The sequence below is a fragment of the Methylorubrum podarium genome (genome assembly GCF_022179745.1).
Taxonomy (GTDB): Bacteria; Pseudomonadota; Alphaproteobacteria; order Rhizobiales; family Beijerinckiaceae; genus Methylobacterium; species Methylobacterium podarium.
Window position 1 is genome coordinate 1 of sequence record NZ_BPRD01000095.1, and the last position, 25,301, is coordinate 25,301.

Annotated in this window: 17 protein-coding genes and 2 pseudogenes; 6 read left to right on the forward strand and 13 right to left on the reverse strand. The window is 68.1% G+C overall.

Translation table 11 applies throughout. From position 1 onward, the window contains the following. The 3 genes from MFF42_RS26345 to MFF42_RS04960 form a co-directional block, all read left to right on the forward strand. A partial coding sequence (locus MFF42_RS26345) for an esterase-like activity of phytase family protein (protein ID WP_283206854.1) occupies positions 1–4,789 on the forward strand: 4,789 nt, incomplete at its 5' end. A gap of 159 nt (positions 4,790–4,948) precedes the next feature. Further along, positions 4,949–7,198, forward strand: a complete 2,250-nt coding sequence (locus MFF42_RS04955; RefSeq protein WP_238254767.1) for a type I secretion system permease/ATPase — start codon at positions 4,949–4,951, stop codon at positions 7,196–7,198. Continuing rightward, positions 7,195–8,727 (forward strand): HlyD family type I secretion periplasmic adaptor subunit, encoded by a 1,533-nt coding sequence (locus MFF42_RS04960; RefSeq protein ID WP_238254768.1) that lies wholly within the window; start codon positions 7,195–7,197, stop codon positions 8,725–8,727. The genes MFF42_RS04955 and MFF42_RS04960 overlap by 4 nt, the downstream gene beginning before the upstream one ends. 341 nt (positions 8,728–9,068) lie before the next feature. On the opposite strand, the gene MFF42_RS04965 is transcribed toward MFF42_RS04960, so the two are convergent. From MFF42_RS04965 to dgoD, 8 genes are all read right to left on the reverse strand, one after another. Continuing rightward, entirely contained in the window at positions 9,069–10,961 is a 1,893-nt protein-coding gene (locus MFF42_RS04965) for a 3-keto-alpha-glucoside-1,2-lyase-like domain-containing protein (protein ID WP_238254769.1), read from the reverse strand. A gap of 1,138 nt (positions 10,962–12,099) precedes the next feature. Next, entirely contained in the window at positions 12,100–12,867 is a 768-nt protein-coding gene (locus tag MFF42_RS04970; RefSeq protein ID WP_238254770.1) for a FadR/GntR family transcriptional regulator, read from the reverse strand. A 388-nt stretch (positions 12,868–13,255) separates the two neighbouring features. Beyond that, positions 13,256–14,677, reverse strand: coding sequence for a sugar porter family MFS transporter (locus MFF42_RS04975; RefSeq protein WP_238254771.1), 1,422 nt, complete (start codon positions 14,675–14,677; stop codon positions 13,256–13,258). A gap of 112 nt (positions 14,678–14,789) precedes the next feature. Continuing rightward, complete coding sequence (locus tag MFF42_RS04980; protein WP_238254772.1) at positions 14,790–15,788, reverse strand: ABC transporter permease; 999 nt, start codon at positions 15,786–15,788, stop codon at positions 14,790–14,792. Next, entirely contained in the window at positions 15,785–17,392 is a 1,608-nt protein-coding gene (locus MFF42_RS04985; RefSeq protein WP_238254773.1) for a sugar ABC transporter ATP-binding protein, read from the reverse strand. The genes MFF42_RS04980 and MFF42_RS04985 overlap by 4 nt, the downstream gene beginning before the upstream one ends. Then, a complete protein-coding gene (locus MFF42_RS04990) occupies positions 17,383–18,357 on the reverse strand; it encodes a substrate-binding domain-containing protein (RefSeq protein WP_238254774.1) in 975 nt (324 codons plus the stop codon). Before MFF42_RS04990 ends, MFF42_RS04985 begins: the two co-directional genes overlap by 10 nt. Before the next feature lie 77 nt (positions 18,358–18,434). Continuing rightward, the gene (locus MFF42_RS04995) at positions 18,435–19,211 is read right to left on the reverse strand and encodes an SDR family oxidoreductase (protein ID WP_238254775.1); all 777 of its coding nucleotides are present in this window, start codon (positions 19,209–19,211) and stop codon (positions 18,435–18,437) included. 5 nt (positions 19,212–19,216) lie between these two features. Then, a complete protein-coding gene (dgoD, locus tag MFF42_RS05000; RefSeq protein ID WP_238254776.1) occupies positions 19,217–20,389 on the reverse strand; it encodes a galactonate dehydratase in 1,173 nt (390 codons plus the stop codon). Between the two features lie 354 nt (positions 20,390–20,743). Between dgoD and MFF42_RS05005 the strand changes: the two genes are divergently transcribed. Further along, the gene (locus tag MFF42_RS05005) at positions 20,744–21,484 is read left to right on the forward strand and encodes a FadR/GntR family transcriptional regulator (protein WP_238254777.1); all 741 of its coding nucleotides are present in this window, start codon (positions 20,744–20,746) and stop codon (positions 21,482–21,484) included. 57 nt (positions 21,485–21,541) lie between these two features. Here the strand turns inward: MFF42_RS05005 and MFF42_RS05010 are convergent. Continuing rightward, positions 21,542–21,967: pseudogene (locus MFF42_RS05010) on the reverse strand (IS5 family transposase); the annotation flags it as partial. Between the two features lie 224 nt (positions 21,968–22,191). On the opposite strand from MFF42_RS05010, the pseudogene MFF42_RS26525 reads away from it, so the two are divergent. Beyond that, positions 22,192–22,434: pseudogene (locus tag MFF42_RS26525) on the forward strand (SMP-30/gluconolactonase/LRE family protein); the annotation flags it as partial. Here the strand turns inward: MFF42_RS26525 and MFF42_RS05015 are convergent. Genes MFF42_RS05015 through MFF42_RS05030 form a run of 4 tightly spaced genes read right to left on the reverse strand, consistent with a single transcriptional unit; the run spans position 22,324 to position 24,106 of the window. Then, entirely contained in the window at positions 22,324–22,605 is a 282-nt protein-coding gene (locus MFF42_RS05015; RefSeq protein WP_238254778.1) for a hypothetical protein, read from the reverse strand. The pseudogene MFF42_RS26525 and the gene MFF42_RS05015 overlap by 111 nt on opposite strands. A gap of 12 nt (positions 22,606–22,617) precedes the next feature. Then, the gene (locus tag MFF42_RS05020; protein ID WP_238254779.1) at positions 22,618–23,361 is read right to left on the reverse strand and encodes a FadR/GntR family transcriptional regulator; all 744 of its coding nucleotides are present in this window, start codon (positions 23,359–23,361) and stop codon (positions 22,618–22,620) included. A gap of 14 nt (positions 23,362–23,375) precedes the next feature. Continuing rightward, on the reverse strand, positions 23,376–23,741 hold the full coding sequence (locus tag MFF42_RS05025) for an SDR family oxidoreductase (protein WP_238254783.1): 366 nt from the start codon (positions 23,739–23,741) through the stop codon (positions 23,376–23,378). Continuing rightward, complete coding sequence (locus MFF42_RS05030; RefSeq protein WP_238254780.1) at positions 23,663–24,106, reverse strand: hypothetical protein; 444 nt, start codon at positions 24,104–24,106, stop codon at positions 23,663–23,665. Before MFF42_RS05030 ends, MFF42_RS05025 begins: the two co-directional genes overlap by 79 nt. An 85-nt stretch (positions 24,107–24,191) precedes the next feature. Here MFF42_RS05030 and MFF42_RS05035 point away from each other — a divergent pair, with 85 nt between their 5' ends. After that, entirely contained in the window at positions 24,192–25,169 is a 978-nt protein-coding gene (locus MFF42_RS05035) for a substrate-binding domain-containing protein (protein ID WP_238254781.1), read from the forward strand. Positions 25,170–25,301 lie beyond the last annotated feature (132 nt).

Consider the following 25,301-nt stretch of genomic DNA (forward strand, 5'->3'; position numbering starts at 1 on the left):
CGGCATCGGCACCGGCACGCTCACCACCGGCACCCTCACCCTCCAGGCCGGCGCCACCCTTCACGAGGACATCGACGCCACCGGCAAGGCCGACACGCTGGCGGTGCAGGGCGCGGTCACCCTCGCCCCCGGCGCCCGGCTCGACATCGCCCATGCCGCCGGCCAGACCCAGGGCCGCCGCATCACCGTCCTGACCGCCACGGGCGACCTCACCGGCGATTTCACCGATGCGGGCGGCACCACGGATCTCGCCGACGGCGCCACGTTCACCGATGACGGCCGCCGGTACCGCATCGCCTACCAGCGCGCCGCCACCGGCTCCAGCGTCACCCTCACCGACCTCTCGGCACAGCCCTCCCCCGCCGATCTCGAAGCCAGCCGCCGCGCGGACTTCGCGGCGATCTCCGGCACGAGCTATCTGAGCCAGCAGACGTTCCCGGTCGGCCAACGGTACAACGGCTGGCAGATCGACGGCCTGTCGGGCATCGACTACGACCCGGTCAGCAACACGTTCATCACGGAGCGCGACAACGCCTATGGCGGCGGCGGTCCGGACTCGCGGACGACGCCGCCCTATTTCACCCTGAAGCCCGTCTTAGCGGAGGACCAGCCGGGCTACACGGTTCAGTTCGTCGGCGTGACGCCGCTCGACGTTCCCGGCTGGACGCCGGCAACGAACAGCCTGGAATCGATCCGCCGTGATCCGACGGGCGACGGCGTCTGGCTCACCTCGGAAACCCCGCACACGATCTACCATGTCCACCAGGACGGCGTGACCCGGGACCAGCTGACGCTGCCCGCGACCGTGAACGGGCGCTTCGCCCCCGGCACCGACAATTACGGTCTCGAAGGCCTCACCTTCACGCCCGACGGCGGCCTCTGGGTCATCCGCGAGGATGCGCTCCAAGGCGATTCCACGAACCTGACGCGCATCACGCACCTGAACCGCGACGGGTCCGTCGTCGCGCAATACGCCTATCCGCTCGATACCGTGAAGGTCGTCGCCAACGGCGGCCGGACGATCGCGAACCCGCCGGGCGCCGGGGTCGGCAACAACGGCGCGTCCGAACTCCTCGCCCTCACGAACACGAGCTTCCTGGTGCTGGAGCGCGCCTGGGACGGGATCGGCGCCAACGTCGCCCCGACCGGGGTCTCGCACAACTCGATCCGAATCTACCGGATCGATCTCGCCGGCGCGACCGACGTCGCCGCCACGACCAATCTCGTCCAGGGCGATCCGAGCGTCCAGCCCGTGACGAAGCAGCTGATCTTCGATTCGCAGAGCCTCGCGGGCACCCTGAACACCTACGACACGAAGATCGACAACATCGAGGGCATGAGTTCGGGCCCGACCCTGCCGGACGGACATGCGAGCCTCGTCCTGGTCTCCGACAGCAACGCCCGCCCGCAGCAGCGCAAGACCGAGTTCCTCGTCCTCAAGGTGCAGTCGCCGATCCCGGACGAGCAGAACTGGGACGGGACCACCGCCATGGCCGACGGTTTCGCCGGCGGCGGCGGCGGAACCTGGTCGGCCTCACCCGGAAACGAGAACTGGACCCGGGCCGACGGCCTCATCAACGACGGCTGGAACGGCCGGATCGCCGCGTTCTCCGGGCCGGCGGGGACCGTCACGGTCGATGCCACGGCGGGGGCCGTCTCGGCCAGCCGGCTGCGCTTCCTGTCGAGCGGCTACCAGGTCGGCGGGGCCGCGCTGACCGTCGCGGATCAGAGCCTCCAGATCGAGGCCGCGGCGGGCACGCAGACCGCGATCGCCGCCCCGCTCGCGGGCGGCGTCGGCGGCCTGACGCTGTCCGGAGGCGGCGTCCTGACGCTGTCGGGCGCCGAGACCTATACCGGCGCCACCGCCGTGCAGGCCGGCACGCTCCTCGTCGACGGCAGCCTCGCCGCCGCCTCCGCCGTCACCGTCGCCTCCGGGGCGCGGCTCGGCGGCAGCGGGACCGTCGCCGGCAGCCTCACCAGCGCCGGCCTGCTCTCGGCGGGCGATGCCGGCATCGGCACCGGCACCCTCACCACCGGCGCCCTCACCCTTCAGGCCGGCGCCACCCTGCAAGAGGATATCGACGCCGTCGGAAAGGCCGACACGCTGGCGGTGCAGGGCGCGGTCACCCTCGCCCCCGGCGCCCGGCTCGACGTCGCCCGCGCCGCCGGCCAGGCCCAAGGCCGCCGCATCACCGTCCTGACCGCCACGGGCGACCTCACCGGCGACTTCACCGATGCGGGCGGCACCACGGATCTCGCCGACGGCACCACCTTCACCGACGACGGCCACCAGTACCGCATCGCCTACCAGCGCGCCGCCACCGGCTCCAGCGTCACCCTCATCGACCTCACCCTGCCTCCGCTGGAGGTCCGGATCGACCATCTCTCCGGCGACAGCGGCACCTTCGCGGAGGACGGTCCGCCCGTCGCGCTCGATGCCGGGCTGGACGCGACCGTCAGCGACGACAACGCGCCGAATTTCGGCGGCGGCACCCTGACGGCGCAGATCACCGCCAACGGCATTCCTGGCGAGGACGTTCTCGGTTTCGGCGGCGGTGTCGCGCTCTCGAACGGCACGCAGGTCGGCAGCGGCGTGTCCGTCGACGGCGTCGTCGTCGGGACGATCGCGAAGACGGGCAGCGGCGGCGATCCCCTCGCCGTGAACCTCGATTCCGACGCGACGCCGGCCCGGGTGCAGGCTCTCCTCCGGTCGCTCGTCTACCGGAACACCAACGCGGCGGATCCCGGCACGGCACCGCGCAGCGTCGCGGTGACCGTCGGCGACGGCGTCGGCGGGACGAGCACCGCCGCCACGGTGACGGTGACCGTCGCCGCGGTCAACGACCCGCCGGTGCTGTCGGCGACGCCGGCCAACCCGACCTTCACGGAGGGGGCGGGACCGGGTGTGCAGGGCAGCGCGGTCGCGCCCTTCGCCGCCGCGAGCGTGAGCACGGTCGAGGCCGGGCAGACCATCACCGGCCTCACCCTCACCGTCGGCGGTCTCAGGGACGGGGCCGACGAGGTTCTCACTCTGGACGGCACCGACCTCCGGCTCGGCGCGGCCGCCCAGGGCGTCACCGCCGGCCACGGCCTGAGCTACGCGGTCAGCCTGTCGGGCGACACCGCCACGATCGCGCTCACCGGCACGGCGGGCGTCGACGGAGCCGTCGCCGCAGAGATCGTGACGGGGCTCGGCTACCGGGACACCCGGATCGACGACCCGACCGCGGGCACCCGCACCGTCACGCTGACCGGCATGACCGACAGCGGCGGCGGCCAGGACACCTCCGCCCCGGCGATCGCCTCGACCGTCACCGTCGTCGCGGTGGACGACGCCCCGACCGCCACGATGCCGAGCGGCCCCGTGAACGCCCCGGAGCAGGTTCAGACTCCTGTCGATGGCGGCCTCACGGTGCAGGATCCGGATTCGAAGACGCTCGCGACCGCGACGATGGCGATCTCGGGCCACTACGTGCGCGGTCAGGACAGCCTCGCTTTCGCGCCCGACACCGCCCTCTACGGCGATATCCAGGGAAGCTTCGATGCCGGCTCCGGTGTCCTCCAGCTCTTCTCGGCGGGCGGCTCGACCCTGGCGCAGTGGCAGGCCGCGCTCCGTTCGGTGAGCTACCTCAACGGCTCGGACACGCCGGACACGGCGGCGCGCACCGTCAGCCTGACCCTGAACGACGGCAGCCTCGCTTCCGTGCCGGTCACAACGCAAGTCATCCCGGTTCCGGTCAACGATGCGCCGACGGGCACGGACAAGACGATCACGCTGCGCGCGGATGCGGGCGTCACGATCACGGCGGACGATTTCGGCTTCACCGACCCGAAGGACGGACCGGCCAACGGCCTGAAGGCGGTGGTGATCGACACGCTGCCGACCTCCGGGAGCCTGACCCTCGACGGCGTGGCCGTTTCGGCGGGCCAGAGCATCGCCGCGGCGGATCTGGCCGCCGGAAAGCTCCGGTTCCTGCCGCAGGCCGGCGGCACGGGCGGGGGGCAGACCGGCCTCACCTTCCAGGTTCAGGACGATGGCGGCACGGCCAACGGCGGAATCGACCTCGATCCGACGCCCAAGACGCTGAGCTTCTCCATCCTGCCGGCGCCCTCCGGCGGCGGCTGGGGCGACGTGCACTACTACACGTTCGACGGGCTGCGCTACGACCTCCAGGCCACCGGCGACTTCGTCATCACCCACGCCGTCAGCGGAGCCGCCCTCGAGATCCAGGGGCGGGCCGAGGGGACCGGAGGCGTGAGCTTCCTCACCGCCGTCAGCGTCCGCTCGGGCGGGCACGACGTCCTGTTCGACGAGGCGCGGCCCAACGCGATCGAGGTCGACGGCAAGCTGCTGAAGCTCGACGTCGGCGCGCGGGCGGCGTTCGGCGACCTCGTCGTGACCCGCTCGGCGGACGAGGCCTACCGCCTCGTCACCGGAGCGGGAGACGGCATCGGCGTGATCGGCCACGGCACGTACATGGACATCGACGTCGCGCCCGGGGCCGGCCGTGCCGACGGCAGCTTCGAGGGACTTCTGGGCAATCTCGACGGCGACAGGTCCAACGATCTCGCGCTGCGCGACGGGACGCGCCTCCACGACCACGCACAGGCCCTCATCGAAGGCGTTTACGCGGATGCGTGGCGGGCGACCGGTCCGGGCGCGCTGATCGCCGAGCTGGGAGCGGGAACCCTGGCGGAGCGCACGGCCTGGTACGCGGATCATCCGGATGCGAACGCATTGGCCGTGCCCAGCGCGCATCCGGGCGCGCTCGGCGTGACCACGACCTGAGCCGTCCGGAAGAGGCGAGACCGGCCGGATTGCCCGCGTGAGCCGCCCCCCAACCGCGATCGGCTTCCCGTCTTCGCCCGTCCCGAACGCGTCTCATCCCATGCCGTGCCCGCCGCGCTGGCGGGTGCTCCGGCCGCACATGCCGAAGGCGGATCCCCGATGAGTGTGAAGTTGGCCACCTTTCGTGCCGATCCCGAGCCGGCACGGCACCCGGCGGAGCCGGAACGGCCTCCCGCCGGACAGGATCAGGCCGGACCGCTTCCCGAGACCGGCTCCGACGCCGGCCTGAGCGCGCTCGCCCTGCTTGCCTCCTACCATCACGTCGCCTGCGAAGCCGCCCAGCTGCGGCACGAACTCGGTCTCGGTGCGGCGGCGGCCCAGGCGGCCGACCTCGTGCGCGGCGCGCGCAGGCTCAAGCTGAAAGCCCGCCTGCTCGAGCGGCAGGGGCCGGAACGCCTGAACGAAATCCCCCTGCCGGCGATCCTGGCGTTCGACGACGACCGCTTCGTGGTCCTCGGCCGCCGTCTCGACGACGGCCGCTTCCGGATCGTCGACGCCGCCGCCGGGACGGCCGAGCATGTTCCGGCCGAGGCGGTGATGGCGCGCTGGACCGGCACGATCGTCCTCGTCGCGCGCCGGGCCAACCTCCAGAACGCCCTGCGGCATTTCGGGCTGAGCTGGTTCGTGCCCTCGGTCTGGCGCTACCGCCGGCCGCTCGCCACGGTCCTGGTCGCCTCCCTCTTCATCCAGATCTGCGCGCTGATCACGCCGATCTTCTTCCAGATCACCATCGACAAGGTGCTCGTCCACAAGGGCTACTCCACCCTGACGCTGGTCGCGGTCGGCCTCGCGGTGCTCGGACTGTTCCACGTGGTGCTGCAGCACCTGCGCAGCTACATCCTCACCCACACCACGAGCCGCATCGACGTCGAGCTCGGCGCGCGGCTGTTCGAGCACCTGATGCGCCTGCCGCTCGGCTATTTCGAGACGCGGGCCGCCGGACAGACGGTCGCGCGGGTGCGCGAGCTGGAGACGATCCGCGGCTTCCTCACCGGGCAGGCCCTCACCGCGGCGATCGACGTCCCGTTCACGCTGCTCTTCCTGGCGGTGCTGTACCTGTACTCCCCGCCGCTGGCGCTCGTCGTCACGCTGTCGATCCCCTGCTACGGCGCAGTGGCGGTGGTCCTGCGGCCGGTCCTCCAAGAGAAGACCGTCGAGAGGTTCAACTGCTCGGCCCTGTCGAACCAGTTCCTGATCGAATCGGTCGTCGGCATCCACACCATCAAGGCGCTCGCCGTCGAGCCGACCCTGCGGGTGCAGTGGGAGGAGAGGCTCGCCGCCTACGTCAGGACCTCGTTCGTCGCGGGCATCGTCGCCAGCATCGGCCAGAACGCGATCCAGTACATCAGCAAGGTCGTCACCGCGCTGGTGCTGTTCCTCGGCGCCTGCGCCGTCATGAACGGCGACCTGACGGTCGGCGGCCTGATCGCCTTCAACATGATCATGGGACAGGTGACGGGGCCGATCCTGCGCCTGTCGCAGCTCTGGCAGGATTTCCAGCAGGTCAAGGTGTCGATCGAACGTCTCGGCGACGTCCTGAACTGCCCGCCGGAGACGGTCCCGATGGGGCAGGCCCACCTGCCGCCGGCCAGGGGCGGCATCACCCTGCGCAACGTGGGATTCCGCTACCAGCCCGGCGCCCTGGAGGTGCTCAAGGGCGTCTCGCTCGACGTCCCGGCCGGCCAGGTGCTCGGCATCGTCGGTCCCTCGGGGTCCGGCAAGTCGACCGTCGCCAAACTGCTGCAGCGGCTCTACCTGCCCGAGAAGGGGCAGGTGCTGATCGACGGCATCGACATCGCGCAGGTCGATCCCGCGTGGCTGCGGCGCCAGATCGGCGTCGTGCTGCAGGAGAACCTGCTGTTCAACAGAACGGTGTTCGAGAACATCGCCCTGGCCAATCCGGGCCTGTCGCGGGCGGAGGCGATCCAGGTCGCGCGGCTCGCCGGCGCCGACGAGTTCATCGGCCGGCTGCCGCTCGGCTACGACACGCCGATCGAGGAGCGCGGCGCCAACCTGTCGGGCGGCCAGCGCCAGCGTCTCGCCATCGCGCGGGCGCTCGCCACCAACCCGCGCATCCTGATCCTCGACGAGGCGACCTCGGCCCTCGACTACGAGAGCGAGCGCATCGTCCAGGAGAACATGCGGCAGATCGTGCGCGGCCGCACCGTGGTGATCATCGCCCACCGGCTCGCCGCGGTGCGCGGCTGCGACCGCATCGTCGCGCTGCAGGACGGACAGATCGTCGAGGACGGCACCCACCGCGAACTGCTCGACCGCCCGACCTCCCTTTACGGGCGCCTGTGGCGCATGCAGACCGAGCACGGATCCGAGCGGGGAGCCGCGGCATGAGCGCGAGACCCGATCCCCGTTCCGGCGCCCCGGGCAGGCGGGCCGCCCTGGCGGGCCGCCTGTCGGCGCTGGTGGCCGCCCGGCCCCTCTCGCCGCGCCGGGCCCTCGCCCGCATGCGCGCCCTGGCCGTCATCCGCGAGGATCACGCGTTCCTGCCGGCGCATCTCGAGATCCTGGACACGCCGTCCTCCCCGAAGGCGACGGCCTTCACCTGGACGATCTGCCTGATGTTCGCGGCGGTCCTCGGCTGGAGCGTCCTCGCCGAACTCGACATCCACGCGGTCGCGAACGGTCGCGTCCAGCCGAGCGGCCGCTCGAAGGTCGTGCAGCCGCTCGAGACCGGCAAGGTCTGGGCCGTGCATGTGGAGAACGGCGCCCGGGTGCGCGAGGGGGACCTCCTGATCGAGCTGGACCCGACCGAGGCCGAGGCGGATCTCACGGCCCGCCGCGGCGATCTCGCCGCGCTGGAGGCGCAGGTGCTGCGCCGCCGCGCCACGATCGATGCGGTCGAGGCCGGCCGCTGGGCGGACGATGCGGCTTTTCCCGATTGGATCCCGCCGGCGATCCAGGCCCGCGAGCGGGCCGCGATGCTGGCGGAGATCGGCCAGTTCCTCACCGCCCGCGACGCCCTGTCCGCCCAGATCGACGAGAAGGAGGCGATGCAGAAGCGCCTGGCCGCCACCATCGCGGCCCGCGAGCGTCTCCAGGCCGTGCTGACGGAGCGGGCCGAGATGCGCGAGACGCTGGTCGCCCGGTCCGCCGGCACGCGCGCCGCGGTGATCGACGCCCTGCAGCAGGTCGAGCAGACGGCGGCCGACCTCGCCTACGACCGCGGCCAGCTCGCCGAAGCCCAGGCGGCGGTTCTGTCCCTCCGGCGCCGGATCGCGCAGGCGGCGAGCGAGACCGTCGCCCGGCAACAGCAACTGCTCACCGAGGCCGCCCAGAAGCGGGACGACCTGCATCAGGAGGTGATCAAGGCGACGCTCAAGCGCGATCGCACGCGGCTCACCGCGCCGACCTCGGGAACGGTGCAGCAACTCGCCGTGACCACCCTCGGACAGGTGGTGGCGGCCGGACAGCCGCTTCTCGTGGTGGTGCCGAACGACGGACCGATCGAGGTCGAGGCGCTCGTCCAGAACAAGGATATCGGCTTCGTCGCCCCGGGCCAGGAAGCGGTGGTGAAGATCGACGCCTTTCCCTTCACCCGCTACGGGTCGATCAAGGGCGAGGTGGTGCGCATTTCGCGGGACGCGGTGGACGAGCGGGACGCGAACGGCGGGACCGATCCCCTGGCGGTGAGCCGCGGCCAGGGGCTGGCCCAGGTGAGCGGCACGCCGCGCACGCAGAACCTCGTCTTTCCCGTCACGATCGCCCTCTCCCGCAGCACGATCGCGGCGGATGGCCGGACCGTCCCGCTCACGCCCGGCATGACGGCCTCGGTCGAGATCCGGACCGGGACGCGGCGGGCGATCGACTATCTCCTCTCGCCGGTGCGGGAGACGACCGCGACGGCGGGGCACGAGCGGTGACGGATCGACCGTCGCAGGATTTGGGCTCGCAGCCGGGAGGGACTCCGAGCCCTGGTCGCGCGACCTGATCGAACGCTTCAAGCACTGCCGCCGCACCGCTACCCGCTTACGAGAAGCGGGCGGCCGACTATCCGGCCATGGTCACGCTCGGCATGACCAGGCACCGGCCCACATGACTTCGCAGAACGGCACGCCGGCCGCCAAGCCGTGGAGCGGAGATCGCCGCACGGCCCAGGATCGACGCGCAGGCTGCCTCCATCCGCGATGCCTTGAGGATGAGGACGGCCGCGGCACCTGACGGCGGCCCTGCGATGTCGGATCGGCGAATGGTGTATTCGCGGCTACTCCGCGCTTCTGACGATCAGACTCTTGAATTGGCTTATGTTCCAGTCCGTCGCCAGCCCGAACAGTCCCGAGGAGTACGTCGCGTCGTCGATATTGGCGACCTCCACGCCGTCGATGAAGGCACGGATCTTCGTACCTGCAAACGACAGCTTGAGACTGTGCCAAGGATCTGCCGGCAACTGGACCCCTCCGGCCGCGAGGGTGGTTCCACGCTTTCTCAGCGTCCAGGCGCCGTTCTCGTGGAGGTACAATGCGTATCCGTTCGGTTCGATGCCCTGCTCGTACCCGGACACTGCGCTGATCCGCCCCATGACGCCGACCTGACCGATGTCACTCTCGATCATCGCGTCCGTGCTGACGTCGTAATCGACCAGGTTCTGACCGCCTATGATGGTATTCGGCCAGGCGTCGTTGAGCCACATAATCGGCTTTTCCGTGATGACTTGCCGGAGTGTCTTGATGCCTCCCGGCGCCTGATAGACTTCGAATGCTCCGACTTGGTCCTGAAAGTACTTCGGAGTCGATCCGGCATCGTAACTGGAAAAATCTTCGGAGTAATTTCGTGGAAAATCCTGAGAAGGCGGAATGGCTCCGCCCTTCGATTGGCCCGTCGTGGTGGTCATCGAATAGATCGATTGGGGATCAAGCCGCACCGAAAAAGAGCCACCCGTGAGTGCGATATCCGTCTGCTCGATGAATTGATCCGCCGCGTTCGATTTCCATACATGTAACGGTTGATTGCTGAGGTTGGCGATCTCGAACGTCAGATCCTGCGGCTGGTCGAATCCCGTGGTCTCGATGATGATGCTGTAATTGCCGCTCCCGTCCGACGACTTGAGGGTCACATAGCTCCCCTTGTCGTCGCCGAGCAAACCGCAACCGCTATCGACATATTTCCAGCCCGGTTGTGCGAATTGCGTCGTGTGAGCGACCGCCCACAAGGCAGGCTGAACCTCGTAGTGACCCGACCAAGGCTGGTTCGCGTACATCACGCCCGAGCCCGGGATCGACAACACATCATAGTACGACGACACCGGACTCCAATATTCGGTCTTGACGACCTTATTGATAATGTAATTCTTGTTATTGATGCGTGCGATAGCTTCGGCACCTTCCCATGTTCCAGTCCACGGGCCATCTTCGCTTGAATACAAGGGCAGCGCCGACGCCTGCGCGACCGTGTTGGCCTGGTAATTGTATCCCAAACTGCTCGCGATGTTCAGGCCAAACCCACTTGGATAGTGCACGCTGACCGCGCCGAGTGCGGCCTTCAACGCCGGATCGTTCTCGGCATAGGTGGCGATCGCCCAGTCCGTTACCGCATCCACACCGGCGATCTTGACGCTGTTCAAATTCGCGGTGTCGAGTGCCGCCCGCAGATTCTTGACGAAATCCAGTCCTTCCGGGGAGTAGTTGGGGCGCTCGTTCCAGATTCCGATAAAATCCATATCCAACTGATGATATGTCTTGGCGCCCTTGATGAAAGCGATCATATAGTCGATGTTGTTACTGGAGTATATGCTGCCGATCCACCTTGGAGCCCCCCATTCAAGACAATCCAGATAGATGGCGCAGTTCCTGGTCTTCGCCTCCTTCATTAGCCAGAATTCATAGCCTCGATTGAATTTGTCACTTGTAGGATTGAGAAGCTCCGCCTGCGTTCTCGCGAAGCTGGGCTCCGTCCCATCGGTCGAATTGGCGTCGCTTCCAATTTCGACTTTCAGATGCTGAAATGATGCGCCGTAGTTCGGCCTGAAGAGGTAGTCTAATATCTCGCTTCGCTGCGCGCACGGGTAATCGATGAGAAGCCGTGACGAGGCTCCAGCACTGACCGCACCAATTCCCTCGAAGGTCCTGCCTTCTTCCGATCCATCGATCCTGATTGTCATCACGGTTCTCCTGGTGGAAAATCGAAGCCATTACTGGTGGTCGGCGCTGAACAATCGTCGTCGCCCTCTCGCGCGGTGGCGACGTTGGTTGCCGAGCCGGCCCGGCCGCCCACGAACTGGCCGTTGCGGACAGAAGATCGCCGGTGTCGCTGGTTTCGTCCGATGCGATGCCGTGATGGCCGCACGCGTTTGCGGCGACGGCGAACCTTTTTTGGAGCTGAAGCCGTTCCGGACCGTCATGTCGAAGAAGCCCGCGAAGACCCCTTCATCAGGTCGGTCGAGTTCGGTTTGAGCGCTCTTACCGACGCCCGTGAAAGATCTCGCCTCCATCAAGCGTGGTCAGGGTCCCCCCAGGACCAAGGATTGTGGGACCGCACTCGTGTCGTCTGAGCCGTCGATACTTCAGTTACCAGGGACGCATTCGAGCGCGGCCGCCGACATTTGATAAAGCTTCAAGACGCTCACGCTTGCGGATGCCGTTGCCAGACAAGCCCCATCCCAATGCCCCCCGCCCGAGACCAGATCGCCGACAGAACGGGATGCGAGCATCGCCCGGTTCGGGAGCGGGTCGATCGGTCGGCGCGCGAAGGCCCACCGTCGCCAAATATAAAGCATCCTATTCATCTGTGATCGATCGGACAGCTCGACAATTACGCTGTATCGATCAGTGCGCGCCGCTGCTCCATCGAGCAATAAGTCGGCACGACACGCGCTTTATTGTTCCCAATGACATGGCAAATCTATCAGTGCTCGACGGGCCCGTCAATCTTTTTGTTGTACTAAAATGCCGAAACCGAACTGACGTGCCACTGAGAAGCCGGTCCGGTGCCGGCCTCGCGTAGCGGATCGGCAAGTCCCGCCCGCGCTGCAGAAGCGCCATCGCGCACGACGCTATGAGCCTGAAAGAGCAGATTCCTGGTGGCGATGATGCAGGACAGTCTGTTCGGCGCCGGATGGTTGACGAAGTGCACGATATGTCTTTGCCGGGAGTCCGATGCTCGTAGCCTCGCGTTGACTGCGCGCTGCTTCGGTTTCGGGGCCGATCGGCAACGCCCGGCGAAACTTCGGCTCGCACATCCTGCGACGAGATAAGCGAAGCCCTTAATTAGTCATACTAATTTCGATGGGAGCGTCCTGCTCAATCCTCGGCGATTCCCTGCGTATCTTCCAAGCCCTGATCGACGAGGGCGTGCATCGCCGCCCGGGCCTGATCCGGATCGCCCGCGACGATGGCATCGAGCACGCGGCGGTGCGCTGGAACGGGATCGCGTGGCAATGCGCGGGAGCGCTGCTTGAATTCGGTGGTCCAGTTGACGGCCGCGCCGATGCTGGAACTCAGGGCGATCATCACGGGATTGCCCGTCGCGTGCAGGACGGTTCCGTGGAAGTCGCGGTCCGCGGCGCGGCCCTGCTCCGTGGCCAAGGAGTGTCTCGCCATACGGGCAAGAGCGTTCCTCATCGCCTTCACGTGCTCACGGGTCCGCCGTTCGGCAGCATAGGCCGCGGCGGCGGGCTCGACGACGCTGCGCATCTCGAACAATCCGCGCACGATGTCGGGATCCGGCTCACCGGCGAAGGCCCAGGCGAGCACGTCGGTATCCAGCAGGTTCCAACGCTCCCGCGGAAGAACCCGCGTGCCGATCTTTGGCCGGCTTTCCACCAGTCCCTTGGCGACCAGCTGTTGGAGCGCTTCGCGATAGGCCGTCCTCGATACCGCAAGCTCGTCGGCGAACTGCTGCTCGGTCGAGAGAAGTTCGCCCGGTGCGAACTCACCCGAGAGAATCGCGACGCCGATACGCCGTGCAACCGCCCCACGCAGGCGTCGTCCCGTATCCCGGCGTTCCGCCGGAGCTTGGCGCTCCACCGTATCGTCGCCGGCCATCGCGCCATCCACGTTCGGATTCATCGGCGCAGCTTCGACGAACCGGCCGGTGATTGCCAGCTTTCTTCGCCGGTCGGCCGGACGAGACGCCTTTCGCCGCCGTCCTCCAGTTGGCCGTCATCGCGGCGCTTGCCGGGCCTTGCTGAAATGTCCCGATTTCCGAACGAACCCAAAGGTCGATTTCGTCGAGCCCGGCCTGCTCATCCATGCCGACGCCGATCCCGTTCGGGAACATGACTCGGGTGGTGTCTTTCCCGGCCGCGGTAACTGTTCCCGGACAGGAGAAGCGCGAAACGTGCGCGGCGAAGCCGTGGCACTCCGGGGCGGGACCTCTCCGGGAAAGGCACGCCCCGGATGGCTCTCGTCTCGCAAGGACGGAGGGAAGAACCGACCTGATCGAACGGAGGACGGCTCAGGTCCAATCGCGCTCGATCTGCTCCAGCGATTTGCCCTTGGTTTCCGGCAATGTGCGGAAGACGAAAAAGAAGCCGATCGAACAGATCACGGCATACATCCAGAAGGTCAGTCCCGTCCCCGCCGCAGCGTTGAGCAGCGGAAAACTATAGGTGAGAAGGAAGCACGCCGCCCAGAGCGCGGTCGTTGCCACCGCCATGCTGGCGCCGCGCGCCTCGCCGGGAAAAATTTCCGACAGCGCCACCCAGGTCACCGGCGCGAGGGTCATGCCGTAGATGGCGATCGCGATCATGACGAGCATCAGCAGCGGCCAGCCCTTCATATCCAGGAGATAGGCGCCACCGAGCAGCAGATAGTCGATCGCCAGGCTACTGCAGCCGATCAGCAGAAGGCGGCGGCGGCCCCAGTGCTCCACCGTCCCCAGGGCGACCAAGGTGAAGACCAGGTTCACCGCACCGGTGATGACGATGTTGAACAGCGTGGCGGATACGGTGTAACCCGCCGACGCGAAGATCTCCTGCGCATAGTTGAAGATGACGTTGATCCCGCACCATTGCTGGAGCACCGCGAGGCCGATGCCGATCAGCAGCACGCGGCGGAACCGCGGCTCGCGCAGGATCGCCCGCAGGCTGCGACCGGGAGCGCCGGCCAGCGCCCGGCGGATGTCCTGGAGCGCGAGGTCGGCATAGGCGTTCCCGCCCAGCCGCGCGAGCACGCGCCGGGCATCCTCCCACCGCGCGCGCCGGGCCAGCCAGCGGGGACTCTCCGGGATGAAGAAGCAGCCGATCAGGAGCGCGACCGCGGGAACGGCCGCGGCGGCGAACATCCAGCGCCAGCCCGTCGTGCCGTTCCAGCTCGCCGCGATGGCGGCCGGATCGGCCCCGGCGGGCACCGGCCGGGCGATGAGCATGTTGACGATCTGCGCGCCGAGCAGACCGATCACGATGGCGATCTGGTTGCAGCAGACCAGCTTGCCCCGGCTGTTGGGGGGTGTGATCTCGGCGATGTACATCGGCGACAGCGCCGATGCCATGCCGATCGCGACGCCGCCGAGGATGCGCCACCGGACGAAGGCGTCGAAGGTCCCCGCCAGCCCGGTGCCGACCGACGAAATCGCGAAGATCACCGCCGCGACGATCAGCGCCGGCTTGCGTCCGAACCGGTCGCTGAGCGCGCCCGACAGGGTCGCGCCGACGAGGCATCCGACCAGCGCGCAACTCATCGCCCAAGCCTGCGTCTCGGGGGCGACGATCCCGAACGCGGCTTCGTAGAATGGCTTGGCCCCGCCGATCACCACCCAGTCGTAGCCGAACAGGAGGCCGCCCAGCGCCGACACCGCCGCCGCCAGCCAGACCGTGAGCGGTGTGCTCGCGCCGTGCGACGGCGTGGACGTCCCCGCGTCGAGATCGATCGCATGCATGGTATCGAGCCTCCCCATCCGGTCGCCGTCGATGACCGCATCCTCGCCGGTGACGAACGCCGCCCCGGGCGACGCGGGGCGGACGGTTCCCGGGACCGGCGCGTCCCGGCGGCTATTCCCCGGAGCGGGCGCGCTGGCGCTCCTGGACGATCACCGCCAGAACGAGCAGGGCGCCCTTGGCCAGCAGCTGGTAGAAGGTCGGCACGCTCGTCAGGATCATCCCGTTGTTGAGGATGCCGATGATGAGGACGCCGAGCATGGCGCCGATGATCGTGCCCTTGCCGCCCTGGAGCGCGCAGCCCCCGAGGATCGCCGCGGTGATCGCCTCCAGTTCCAGCCCCTGGCTGCCCGAGGCCGGCTGGCCCGACATGGTGCGGCTCGCCAGCACCACGCCGGCGAGCGCGGCGGCGCAGCCGCTCATGGCGTAGATGCCGATCTGGTAGCGGCGGATCGGAATGCCGGCGAGGCGGGCGACGGTCGGGTTGCCGCCGAGCGCGTAGACGTTGCGCCCGACCACCGTTTCGCGGGTGAACACGATGAAGGCGGCCATGACCGCCAGAAGCAGCCAGATCGCGAAGGGGAGTCCGAGGAACGTGCCGATGCCGAGTTGGCGCAGGGAATCGTCCTGGATGGCGATCGAATTGCCGTTGTTCATGAGGTAGGCGAGACCGCGGAAGGCCGACATGGTGCCGAGCGTCGCGATCACCGCGTTGACCGGACCGTAGACGATGATGAGCCCGTTCAGCGCCCCCGCCAGGACGCCGGACAGAAGACCCGCGAGGATGCCGACCGTCACCGATCCCGTCGCCAGGACCGCCACCGCCACCACCATGGTGCTGAGGCCGACGATCGAGCCGACGGAGATGTCGAGGCCGCCGGACACGATCACCAGCGTCTGGGCCATCGCCAGGATCCCGAGGATCGTGGCGGCGAGCCCGATATTGATGAGGTTGCGCGGCGTGAAGAAGACGTCGGGCCGCAGCCCGCCGAAGATCGCGATGAGCACAGCCAGCGCGATGAGAAGGCTGACGTTCTGCGCGCCGATGCGCGACAGGAGGCGCCCCGCCGCGTCTCTCCCGCGAGGCGAAGCCGAGAATGCCGTGGCGATCATGGATGGGATTCCTTTGTCACGCTGCCGTTCGTCAGCTGCGCCGGCACCGCCAGCGCCAGGACGGCCTCCTCGCTCGCCTCCTGCCAGCCGAACTCGCCCGAGACGCGGCCGTCCCGCACCACGAGCACCCGGTCCGACAGGCCGAGCAGTTCCGGCATCTCCGAGGAGATCAGGATGATGGCCATGCCCTCGTCCGCCAGATGCTCGATCAGGCGGTAGATCTCGGCCTTGGCGCCGACGTCGATGCCGCGCGTCGGCTCGTCGAGGATCAGGATCCGCGGTCCCCGCGCCTGCCAGCGGGCGAAGACGACCTTCTGCTGGTTGCCGCCGGACAGCTTGCCGACCGCCTGCTCGATCGACGGCGTCTTCACCCGCAGCTCGGCCACATGGTGGGCCACGAGCTCGCGTTCGCGCCGGCGGTTGAAGAAGCCGAAGCGCGACACGCGGTCGGGAACGACGAGGCTGACGTTGTCGCGGATGGATTGGGTGAGGAGGAGCGCCTCCTGCTTGCGGTCCTCCGGCACGAGTCCGATCCCGGCCGCGACCGAATCGGACGGCTCCTTCGGGGCGTAGTCCTTGCCCGAGACGCGCATCCGCCCGGCCGTCAGCCGGTCGATCCCGACGATGGCGCGGGCGATCTCGGTGCGCCCGGCGCCGACGAGCCCGCCGATGCCGACGATCTCCCCGGCGCGCACGGTCAGGCTGACGTCGTGGATCCGCGCGGTGGACACCGTGTCGAGCGCGAGGCGCTCGGGGCCGAGGTCGCGCCGGCGCCGGTGAAACAGGTCGCTCACCGGCCGTCCGACCATGAGGCGGACCATCTCGGCCTCGGTCATGGCGGCGATCGGCTCGTCGGCGACGCGCGCGCCGTCGCGCATCACCACGCAGCGGTCGGCGAGGTCCAGGATCTCGCGCAGCCGGTGCGAGATGTAGACCACGGCGACGCCGTCGGCGCGAAGGCGGCGGATCACGGCGAAGAGGCGCCGCGACTCGTCCTCGGTGAGCGAGGAGGTCGGCTCGTCGAAGGCGAGCAGCCGGGCGCCGGGGCGCAAGGCGCGCATGATCTCGATGAGCTGGCGCAGCGCCGGGCTGAGCCCCTCGCATTTGCGGGTGGGCGACAGGATGTCGCCCACGCCGAAGGTCGCCAGGAGCGCCGCCGTGCGCCGGGCGAGGTCGGCACGGTCCATGAACACGCCGCCGCGGGCCTTCAGGTCGCCGATGAAGATGTTCTCGGCGACGCTGAGCTCGGCGATGATCTCCGGCTCCTGGTGGATGACGCGGATGCCGAGGCCCTGCGCGACGCGCGGCGAGGACAGGGTCACGGGGCGACCATCCACGAGCACCCGCCCGCTGTCCGGCTGGTGCTCGCCCTCCAGGATGCGCATGAGCGTCGACTTGCCGGCGCCGTTCTCGCCGAGGAGCGCCGTCACGGCGCCCGCGGCGAAGGAGGCCGACACGCCGTTCAGCGCCTGCACGGCTCCGAAGCGCTTGGAGACGCCCTCGACCCGGACGATCTCCCGGGACGGCGCGACGTTTGCGGTCGCGCCGATGATCCCAGCGGGCGCACCCGACCGGACGGGGGCCGGCTTCGTGATCACTTGCATCCGAGCTTGCCCTTGTATTCCGCGAAGTTGCCCCCGTTGATGAGCGTCGCGTCCTGGTAGTAGTCCGCCTTCATGGGTTTGCCCTGCGTCTGGTCGTAGAGGGCCTGGACGGCCGCCGCTCCGTGCTTGGCGCTGTCGAGCCACATGGTGCCGCGGAAGCCGCTCGCCTTGCCCGAGCCGAACGCCTCGCAGGCGCGCGAGCCGTCGATGCCGACGCCGATGACGTCCGTGGCGGGCATGCCCGCGTTCTCGGTCGCGCGCACGCTGCCCAGCACGCCGTCGTCGTTGCAGGAGAAGAAGATCCACTTCTCCGCGTCCGGATTGGCCGTCAGCGTGGTCGAGACGACGTCGATGGCGTTCACCATCGTGTTGTCGTAGGGGATCGAGACCATGCGGTCCTTCAGTGCGGGGATGGCCTTGAACAGGGTCTCCTGCGCGCCCCTGTTGCGGCGCATGCAGGTATCGGCCTTCTGGTCCTCGACCGAGCCGACGCGGATCTTGGAAACGTCCTTGTCCCAGCCCGCTGTCTTGACGAGGCGGGCGATCTCGTTGCCGACCTGGTTGCCGATGCTCAGCGCGTTCATCCCGACATAGGGGACCGGCTTGCCGTCGGCGGTCTTGATGTCGTCGTCCACCGCGATGAGGCCGACATGCGCCGCCTTGGCCTTTTCCGCCACGACCGGGCCGAGGGCGCGGTCGGGCACGACCACGGCGATGCCCTTCACGCCGTCGCCGAGATAGGTGTCGAAGGTGGTGACCGCGAGATCGGCATCGAACTGGACGTCCTGCGTCAGGAGCACGACGCCGAGCTCCTTGGCCTTGTCCTTGGCGCCCTGGACCTCGCGCACGAACCAGGGATGATCGCCCATCTTGTTGATGAAGCCGAACTTCATCGGCTCCTGGGCCGACGCGGTCCCCGCCGCGAGAACGGCCGCAGCCAGGCACGCAAAGCGTGTGAACGTCATGATGTCCTCCCTAAAAGGCTCTCGTGCGGCGGAGCCGTGCCGTCCTGCGCCCCGCCGGCACGGGCCGGCTTGGCCCGTCAGTCGTGGTAGAGAACCGACCGCCCCCCATCGATCGTGATGCAGGCCGCGTTGATGAAGGGCGCCTCGTCGCTGGCGAGGAAGACGGCCGTCATCGCGACCTCGTCCGGCCGCCCCAGCCGGCGCGGCGGATGGAGGTCGGCGGCGCGGCGGCGCTCGGCTTCGGGATCGGGAAAGCCCGCCCAGTAGTCGAGGGCGATCTGCGTCTCGATGTAGCCGGGCGCGATGGCGTTCACGCGGATGCCCTCGGCCGCGTACTGGATGCCGAGCGCCCGCACGAGGCCGAGCAGGCCGTGCTTGGCGACGGGATAGGGGAAGCAGCCGGGGATGATCGAGAAGGAATGGGTGGACGCGATCGCGACGATCGAGCCCGCCCTGCGCGCGCGCATGCCGGGCAGCACCGCCCTCGCCGAATGCCAGACCCCGTCGAGATCGACCGAGAAGCAGCGCCGCCACTCCGCGTCGCTGGTGTCCAGCGGCTCGTGGAAGACGTTGATCCCGGCATTGGCGACGAGGACGTCGACCCGTCCGAAGGTGGAGACGGCGCGCGCCGCCATCGCCTCTACCGAGGCGGGGTCCGCGACGTCGGTTTCCACGAAGAGCGCGCGGCTGCCTGCCGCGGTGAGCGCGCGGGCGACGGCCGCGCCCGTCGTCGCGTCGCGTTCGGCGATCACCAATGCGGCGCCTTCGGCCGCCATCCTGCGGGCCGTCGCCTCGCCGATGCCGCGCCCCGCGCCGGTGACGATCGCGACCTTGTCCGCCAGTCGTCCCGCCATGGCGCTCACCAGTCGACGATGGTGCCGTCGGGCATGACGGCGTTGGTGGTGTGGAGGACTTCTGGCTTGAACGGGTGGCGGGCGGCGACCGCCTCGTCCACCTCGATGCCGAGACCGGGCGCCTCGGGGACAAGCCAGCAGCCGTCGACCCGCCGGATCGGCCCGCGCACGACCTCGAAGTACCAGGGCACGGCGCCCACCATCTCCTCCTGGATGAGATGGTTGGGCGTCGAGACGGCGAAGTGGAGGGCCGCGGCGCCGGCGATCGGCCCGAGCGGATTGTGCGGGGCGACGCCGACCGAGACCGCTTCGGCCATGGCGGCGATCTTCTTGGCCTCGAGAAGGCCGCCGCAATGGCAGATGTCGGGCTGCACCACATCGACCGCGCGCGCGCGGAAGAGGTCTTCGAATTCCGGCCGGTCGACCAGCCGCTCGCCGGCGGCGATCGGCACGCGCGCCTTCGAGGCGACCTGGATCAGGGCGCCGGTCTCGCCGGGCGGCAAGGGCTCCTCGACGAACATCGGGCGGAAGGGGGCGAGCGCGTCGATATAGGCGAGGGCGGCGGCGGCGGAGGCGGGGCGGCCGTGGAAGTCGACCATGATCTCGACCTGCGGCCCGACGGCGGCGCGCAGCGCCTCCATCAGGCGACCGACCTTGTCCACGTCCGGCAGCGGCGCGTGGTAATGGGTGTAGGGAATGAAGACGGCCTTGAAGGCGTTGTAGCCCTGCTCCACCACCTCCGAGGCGCGCTGGACCAGGGGCTCCAGCTCCAGCGTCTCGTAGACCGCCCGCATGTCGCCGAGGCCGAGATGGGTGTAGACCTTGACCCGGTCGCGCACCTGGCCGCCGAGGAGGCGCCAGACCGGCTGGCCCAGCGACTTGCCGAAGATGTCCCACAGCGCGAGCTCGATGCCCGAGATCGCCGACATGCCGATGGCGCCGAGCCGCCAGAACGAATGCTTCTTCAGGACGCGGACGGCCTGCTCGATGTCGCGCGGGTCGCGGCCGATGAGGAGCGGCGCCAGATCCGCGACCGCGCCGACCACCGCCTTGGTCTTCCATTCCAGCGTCGCCTCGCCCCAGCCGTAGAGGCCGGCTTGGTCGGTATCGACGCGCACGAACACCCAGTTGCGCATCTCGGCGTTGACGACGATCGTCTCGATGGCGGTGATCTTCACGGCGGGATCTGCTCCTGATCGGGAAGGCTGGAACGCCTCGCTCGGCCCCGTCCGATGCCGGCGGGGCGAGCCTCCGGGCTGCGGACGGCGGCAAGCGTCTCGTTGAGCCGCTCGACGACGTCGGGACCGATGGTCTGGCTATGCTTTCGTAGAATGGCTTCACGCATGCGCGCCTGGCGGCGATGGCCTCCGGCGCGACGGCATCGGCCGGGCCGAACGCAGCGCGTTCGAACCCCGGCATCTGGCGACCAACCCTCCCTTTCGCAGGTCATCGCTTCGCCGCGATCGCTGCTTGTCTTACATCTTACGACATGACATCCTTCTGTCAACGCCTTGGTTGTAGAAGGATGCGCCATGCTCCGTTCGATTGCGCAGAAGAGCAGCCTCGTCGAGGACGCGATCCGCATGATCGAGAGGTCGATCCGAGAGAATCTCTCGGTCGGCGAGCGGCTGCCGTCAGAGGCCGAGATGTCGAGGCAGTTGCAGGTCAGCCGGCCGGTGGTGCGCGAGGCGCTGGCCTTCCTCAGGGCCGACGGTCTGGTCGAGAGCCGACAGGGACAGGGGCTCTTCACCACGGCGCAGTCGGTGCTGCGCATGCGCGTCGAGGACCTGCGCCCCGACGGCGCGGGGCTCCTCGACCTTCTGGAGATGCGGCGCGCGCTGGAGGCCGAGACGGCGCGTCTCGCCGCCGCTCGCCGCACGCCCGCCGACATCGAGAGGTTGCGCGCTGCGCTCGACGCGATGGCCGAGGCGGAGGCCGCCGGGCGGGACGGCGTCGCGGAGGACCTCGCCTTCCACCTCGCGATCGCCGCAACGAGCCGCAACCCGCTTCTGATCAAGATGATCCACTTCTGGTCCGCGCTCCTGCAGGACACGATCGCGGTGATCCGCGAAGCCGACAAAGCGGACGACACGGTGCTCCGGACGCGACAGATGCGGCATGCCGCGATCTTCCATCACATCGAGGCCGGAGATGCGGAGGCCGCGCATCGGGCCATGATCGACCACATGAGCGAGACCCTCGACAGGTTTCGGGCGGAGCGCGGCGAAGGTCCGGCGGCGGGGCGTTCGGTCAGGTCGGAACGAAACGCCTGAGGCTCGCCAAGCCGGGGATCGGCAGGCCCGGGATCTGGCTAGGTCGTCTCCGCACGGTCATGTGAGCCAGAGCATGGTCATGCCAAGCGTGACCATGGCGAGGTGGGTGGCGGCCCGTTTCTCGTAGCGGGTCGCGATGCGGCGATACTGCTTGAGCCGGCCGATCAGCCGCTCGACCTTCTTGCGCTCGCCGTACGCGGCCTTGTCGAAGGCGGTCTGGCGGGGCTGGTCCGTGCGGGTCGAGATCACCGGCTCGATCCGGCGCTGCCTGAGGCGGCGGCGCACGGGCGGGGTGGAGTAAACCCGATCTCCCGCTGTCCGGCGAGGACGCAGACGCGGGCGGCCTCGCCCTTGGCGTGGCACCGCGCCTTTGTCCATCAGAGCGTCCAAGGCGAACTGCTCGTGGCGCTCGCCCGCCGTCAGCATGGCCGTGATCGGCTTGCCCCCGCCCTCGGCACGCAGATGCAGCTTGGTCGAGAACCCGGCCTAGGTGTCATTGCTATGGAGGTTGTCCGTCCGAGGGTGCCGGGCGAGGCCGTGGTTGCGACGCCTGCAACCCCGGACCCGGAGCCTCGGATGGACGCCCACCAGAATGCGCGCACCACGCCCTATAGTCGACAGTTGATCGTCGATCGTCTGAGCGAAGGTCGGAGCGGGGGCGCCGTGGCGGGAGCCATGGGCATCGCTACGGCATCACGAACACGCCGGTGTGGTCGGGCCGGACCTTCATCACCGCCGACACCCTCGCGGGCGAGCTGTATGCCTTCAACTGTGACGATGTGAGCGGGCGGATTCATAGCCGGCGCTTGTTCTCAGCGGGGCCGGGCAACCCGGACGGTTCATGCCTCGACCGAGAGGGTTACCTCTGGAACGCGCGCTTCGGTGCTGGTCACATCCTGCGCTTCGATCCTGATGGCCGGCTTGATCGCGTCGTTGCGGTGCCGGTCCGCAATCCGACAACCTGCTGCTTCGGGGGCGAGGACCTCTCGACCCTGTTCGTCCCCTCGTCGCGCTATGGCCTCGATCCGACTTACGTCGCCGATCATCCCGACGAAGGCGCGCTGATGGCGCTTGCCGTAGGCGTCAAAGGCATGCCGACCTATCGCTTCGCAGGCGAGCACCGGATCGGAGCCTCAGGTCAGGTGCAGGTCTTCGGCTGCAAGGTCGAGAAGCCGTGCCATGGCGGTGCGGGCTCCGGCCGTATCGCGCATCCGAATCGCTTCAAACACCCGTTCGTGCACCGACAGGGCCCGCGCCTGCCGCTCCATGAAGCTATTGGTCACGGTGACAGAGGCGCTCAGCGCCGCTTCCATCAAACCGGCCATCCCGCGCAGCACGACGTTGTGGCTCGCGATGTTGATGGCACGGTGGAAGGCGAGATCAGCCCTGCAATAGGCATCGAAGTGATCCGGGACGGATGCTTGCATCGCCTTGAACGCGGACTCGATCGCGGCAAGGTCGGCGCCGGTGGCGCGCCGGGCTGCCAGTTCTGCCGCGGCAGGCTCGATGATGCGGCGCGCCTCGATCAACCCCGACATCAGTTCCGCATCGGCCTGGATGTCCGGATGCCAGCTGAGCACCGCCGGGTCGAGGAAGCTCCAATCCTCCCTCGGTCGGACCCGGACACCGAGGCGTCGACGCGCCTCGATCAGTCCTTTGGCCGACAGCACCTTGACGGCTTCTCGGAGCGTGGTCCTGCTAACCCCGAATTCAGCGCAGAGCTCATCCTCCCGCGGCAGCACGTCTCCCGGCTTATAGCTGCCGCCGAGGATGCGCTGGCCGAGAATGTTGACTAGGGAGTCGTGCAGCCGACTATTCCCGCCCACTTCTCCCCCACTGCGAAGACTTGCGCGTTCTCGGCTAAATTCTGCAGTCATTACGCTCCCGATCTTCACCCCGCGCGGATTACTCGTCGTATAGGACGGACCGTCCCCCGTCGATGACGATACATGCCGCGTAAGGGTGCTTCGTCCGACGCCAGGAATACCGCCGTCATCGCCACCTCGTCAGGCTTGCCGATGCGCGTCGGCGGATGGTGGTCGTAGGTCCGCTGTCGCTCGGCCTGCGGATCCGCAAACGTGTTCCAAAAATCGACTGCGATCTGCGTTTCCACATAGCCGGGGGCGGGCACGTTCACCCGTACGCCGCGCGCCGCGCAATCGATGCCGAGCGCACGCGTCAGGCCGAGCAGGCCGTGTTTGGCGACTGGGTAAGGGAAGCAGCCTGGAATGATGGTGAAGCTGTGCGACGAAGCGATGTTGGCGCTGGCCCGACCTTGTCGCGTACTCGGCCGCCAAGAAGGCGCCAGAAGTATTGTTTCTTCATCACGCGCACGGCCTGCTCTAGGTCGCGCGGATCGCGACCGAGGATCAGCGGCGTCAGATCCTCTATCGCACCCACGCCAGCGCGCGTCTTCCACTTGAGTATCGCCTCGCCCCACCCATGGACACCAGTGTCGTCCGTCGCGAGCCGGACGACACCCAATTGCGCATCTCGGCATTCACGACACGCGTCCGCACAGCCGCAGTCTTCGCGGGATACTTCTTGAGTTGGCGCTATTAGATCATACGAGACAGCGTGGCGGCAACTCAAATTCCGCTGATTCCGGATTGACGCGAGCATTTGATATGATCAATGATAAGGCCAGATCGGATAAGAAGCCGCTTCCAGAGACGGTCCGATCGGGACAGCCGAGGAGGGGAAACGGATGCTTCGTTCCAGGATGTTGGCCGCGCTCGCCGGCGTGGCATTGAGCGCTGTCGCGATCGTTCCGCCGGCTCGTGCTGAACCGGTGACCATCGGGGCAATTTACCTCGACGACGTCGGCTTCTACGCCGCTGTGCGCAAGGGCATCCGAGATGCCGCTAAATCACTCGGCCGTGACGTCAACCTGCTCGAGACCAACGCACGAGCGGACCCCGGTGCCGAGGGCTCTTTCATCGATCGGCTGATCTCGGCCAATGCCAAGGCGATCGTGCTCTCGGCCGTGTCGGCCGACGGGTCGGTGCGCGCCATCCGCCGGGCCCACGATGCCGGCATCCCCGTCGTTTGTTACAATACCTGCATCAACGACAATGCGATGAAGAAATACGTCTACGCCTATGCCGTCGCGGACCCGAAGGAGTTCGGCCGCAAACTCGGCGCGGTAGCGGCCGATTATTTTCTGAAGAACGGGATCAAGGCTCCGAAGATCGGCATCCTGAATTGCGAGTTCGCGGAGGTCTGCACCCTGCGTCGCGAGGGTTTCGAGGAGGCCCTCAAGGCGAAGGTCCCAGACTATACGATCGTCTCGAACCAGCGCGGCACCGTGCTCGACCAAGCGGTTTCGGTCAGCGACCAGATGATGTCGGCGCATCCTGAGATCAACGCCTTCTTCGGCGAAGGCGGCGAGGCGGGCGTCGGCGCGGTGAGGAGCATCAAGCAGCGCAATCTCGCCGGTAAGGTTGTCGTGTTCAGCGCCGATATGAGCATCGCAGCGGCGCAGGAGCTCGCCGACCATACCGTGCTGAAGGCTGTGGCCGACGTCTCGGGCCAGGGCATCGGCAGGTTGGCGCTCGAACAGGCTCTTAACGGCGCCGACAAGAAGCCTGCCGCCTCGCTCATCGTGCCGATGACGATCAGCATCTTCGATACGACGGAACAGGCCAAGACTTGGCTGGCCGACCACCCGGACGGCCTGTCCTGACCTTCGTGCATCGGCGGCTCAGCCCCTGGGGGCGACCGCCGTCTTTACTGTGCTGTCGAGGCGGACTTCAGATGGACAGGATGCTGGCGGCCTTTCTTCCCGGCAATTCGACCGTGGACCTGCGCGAGGTGC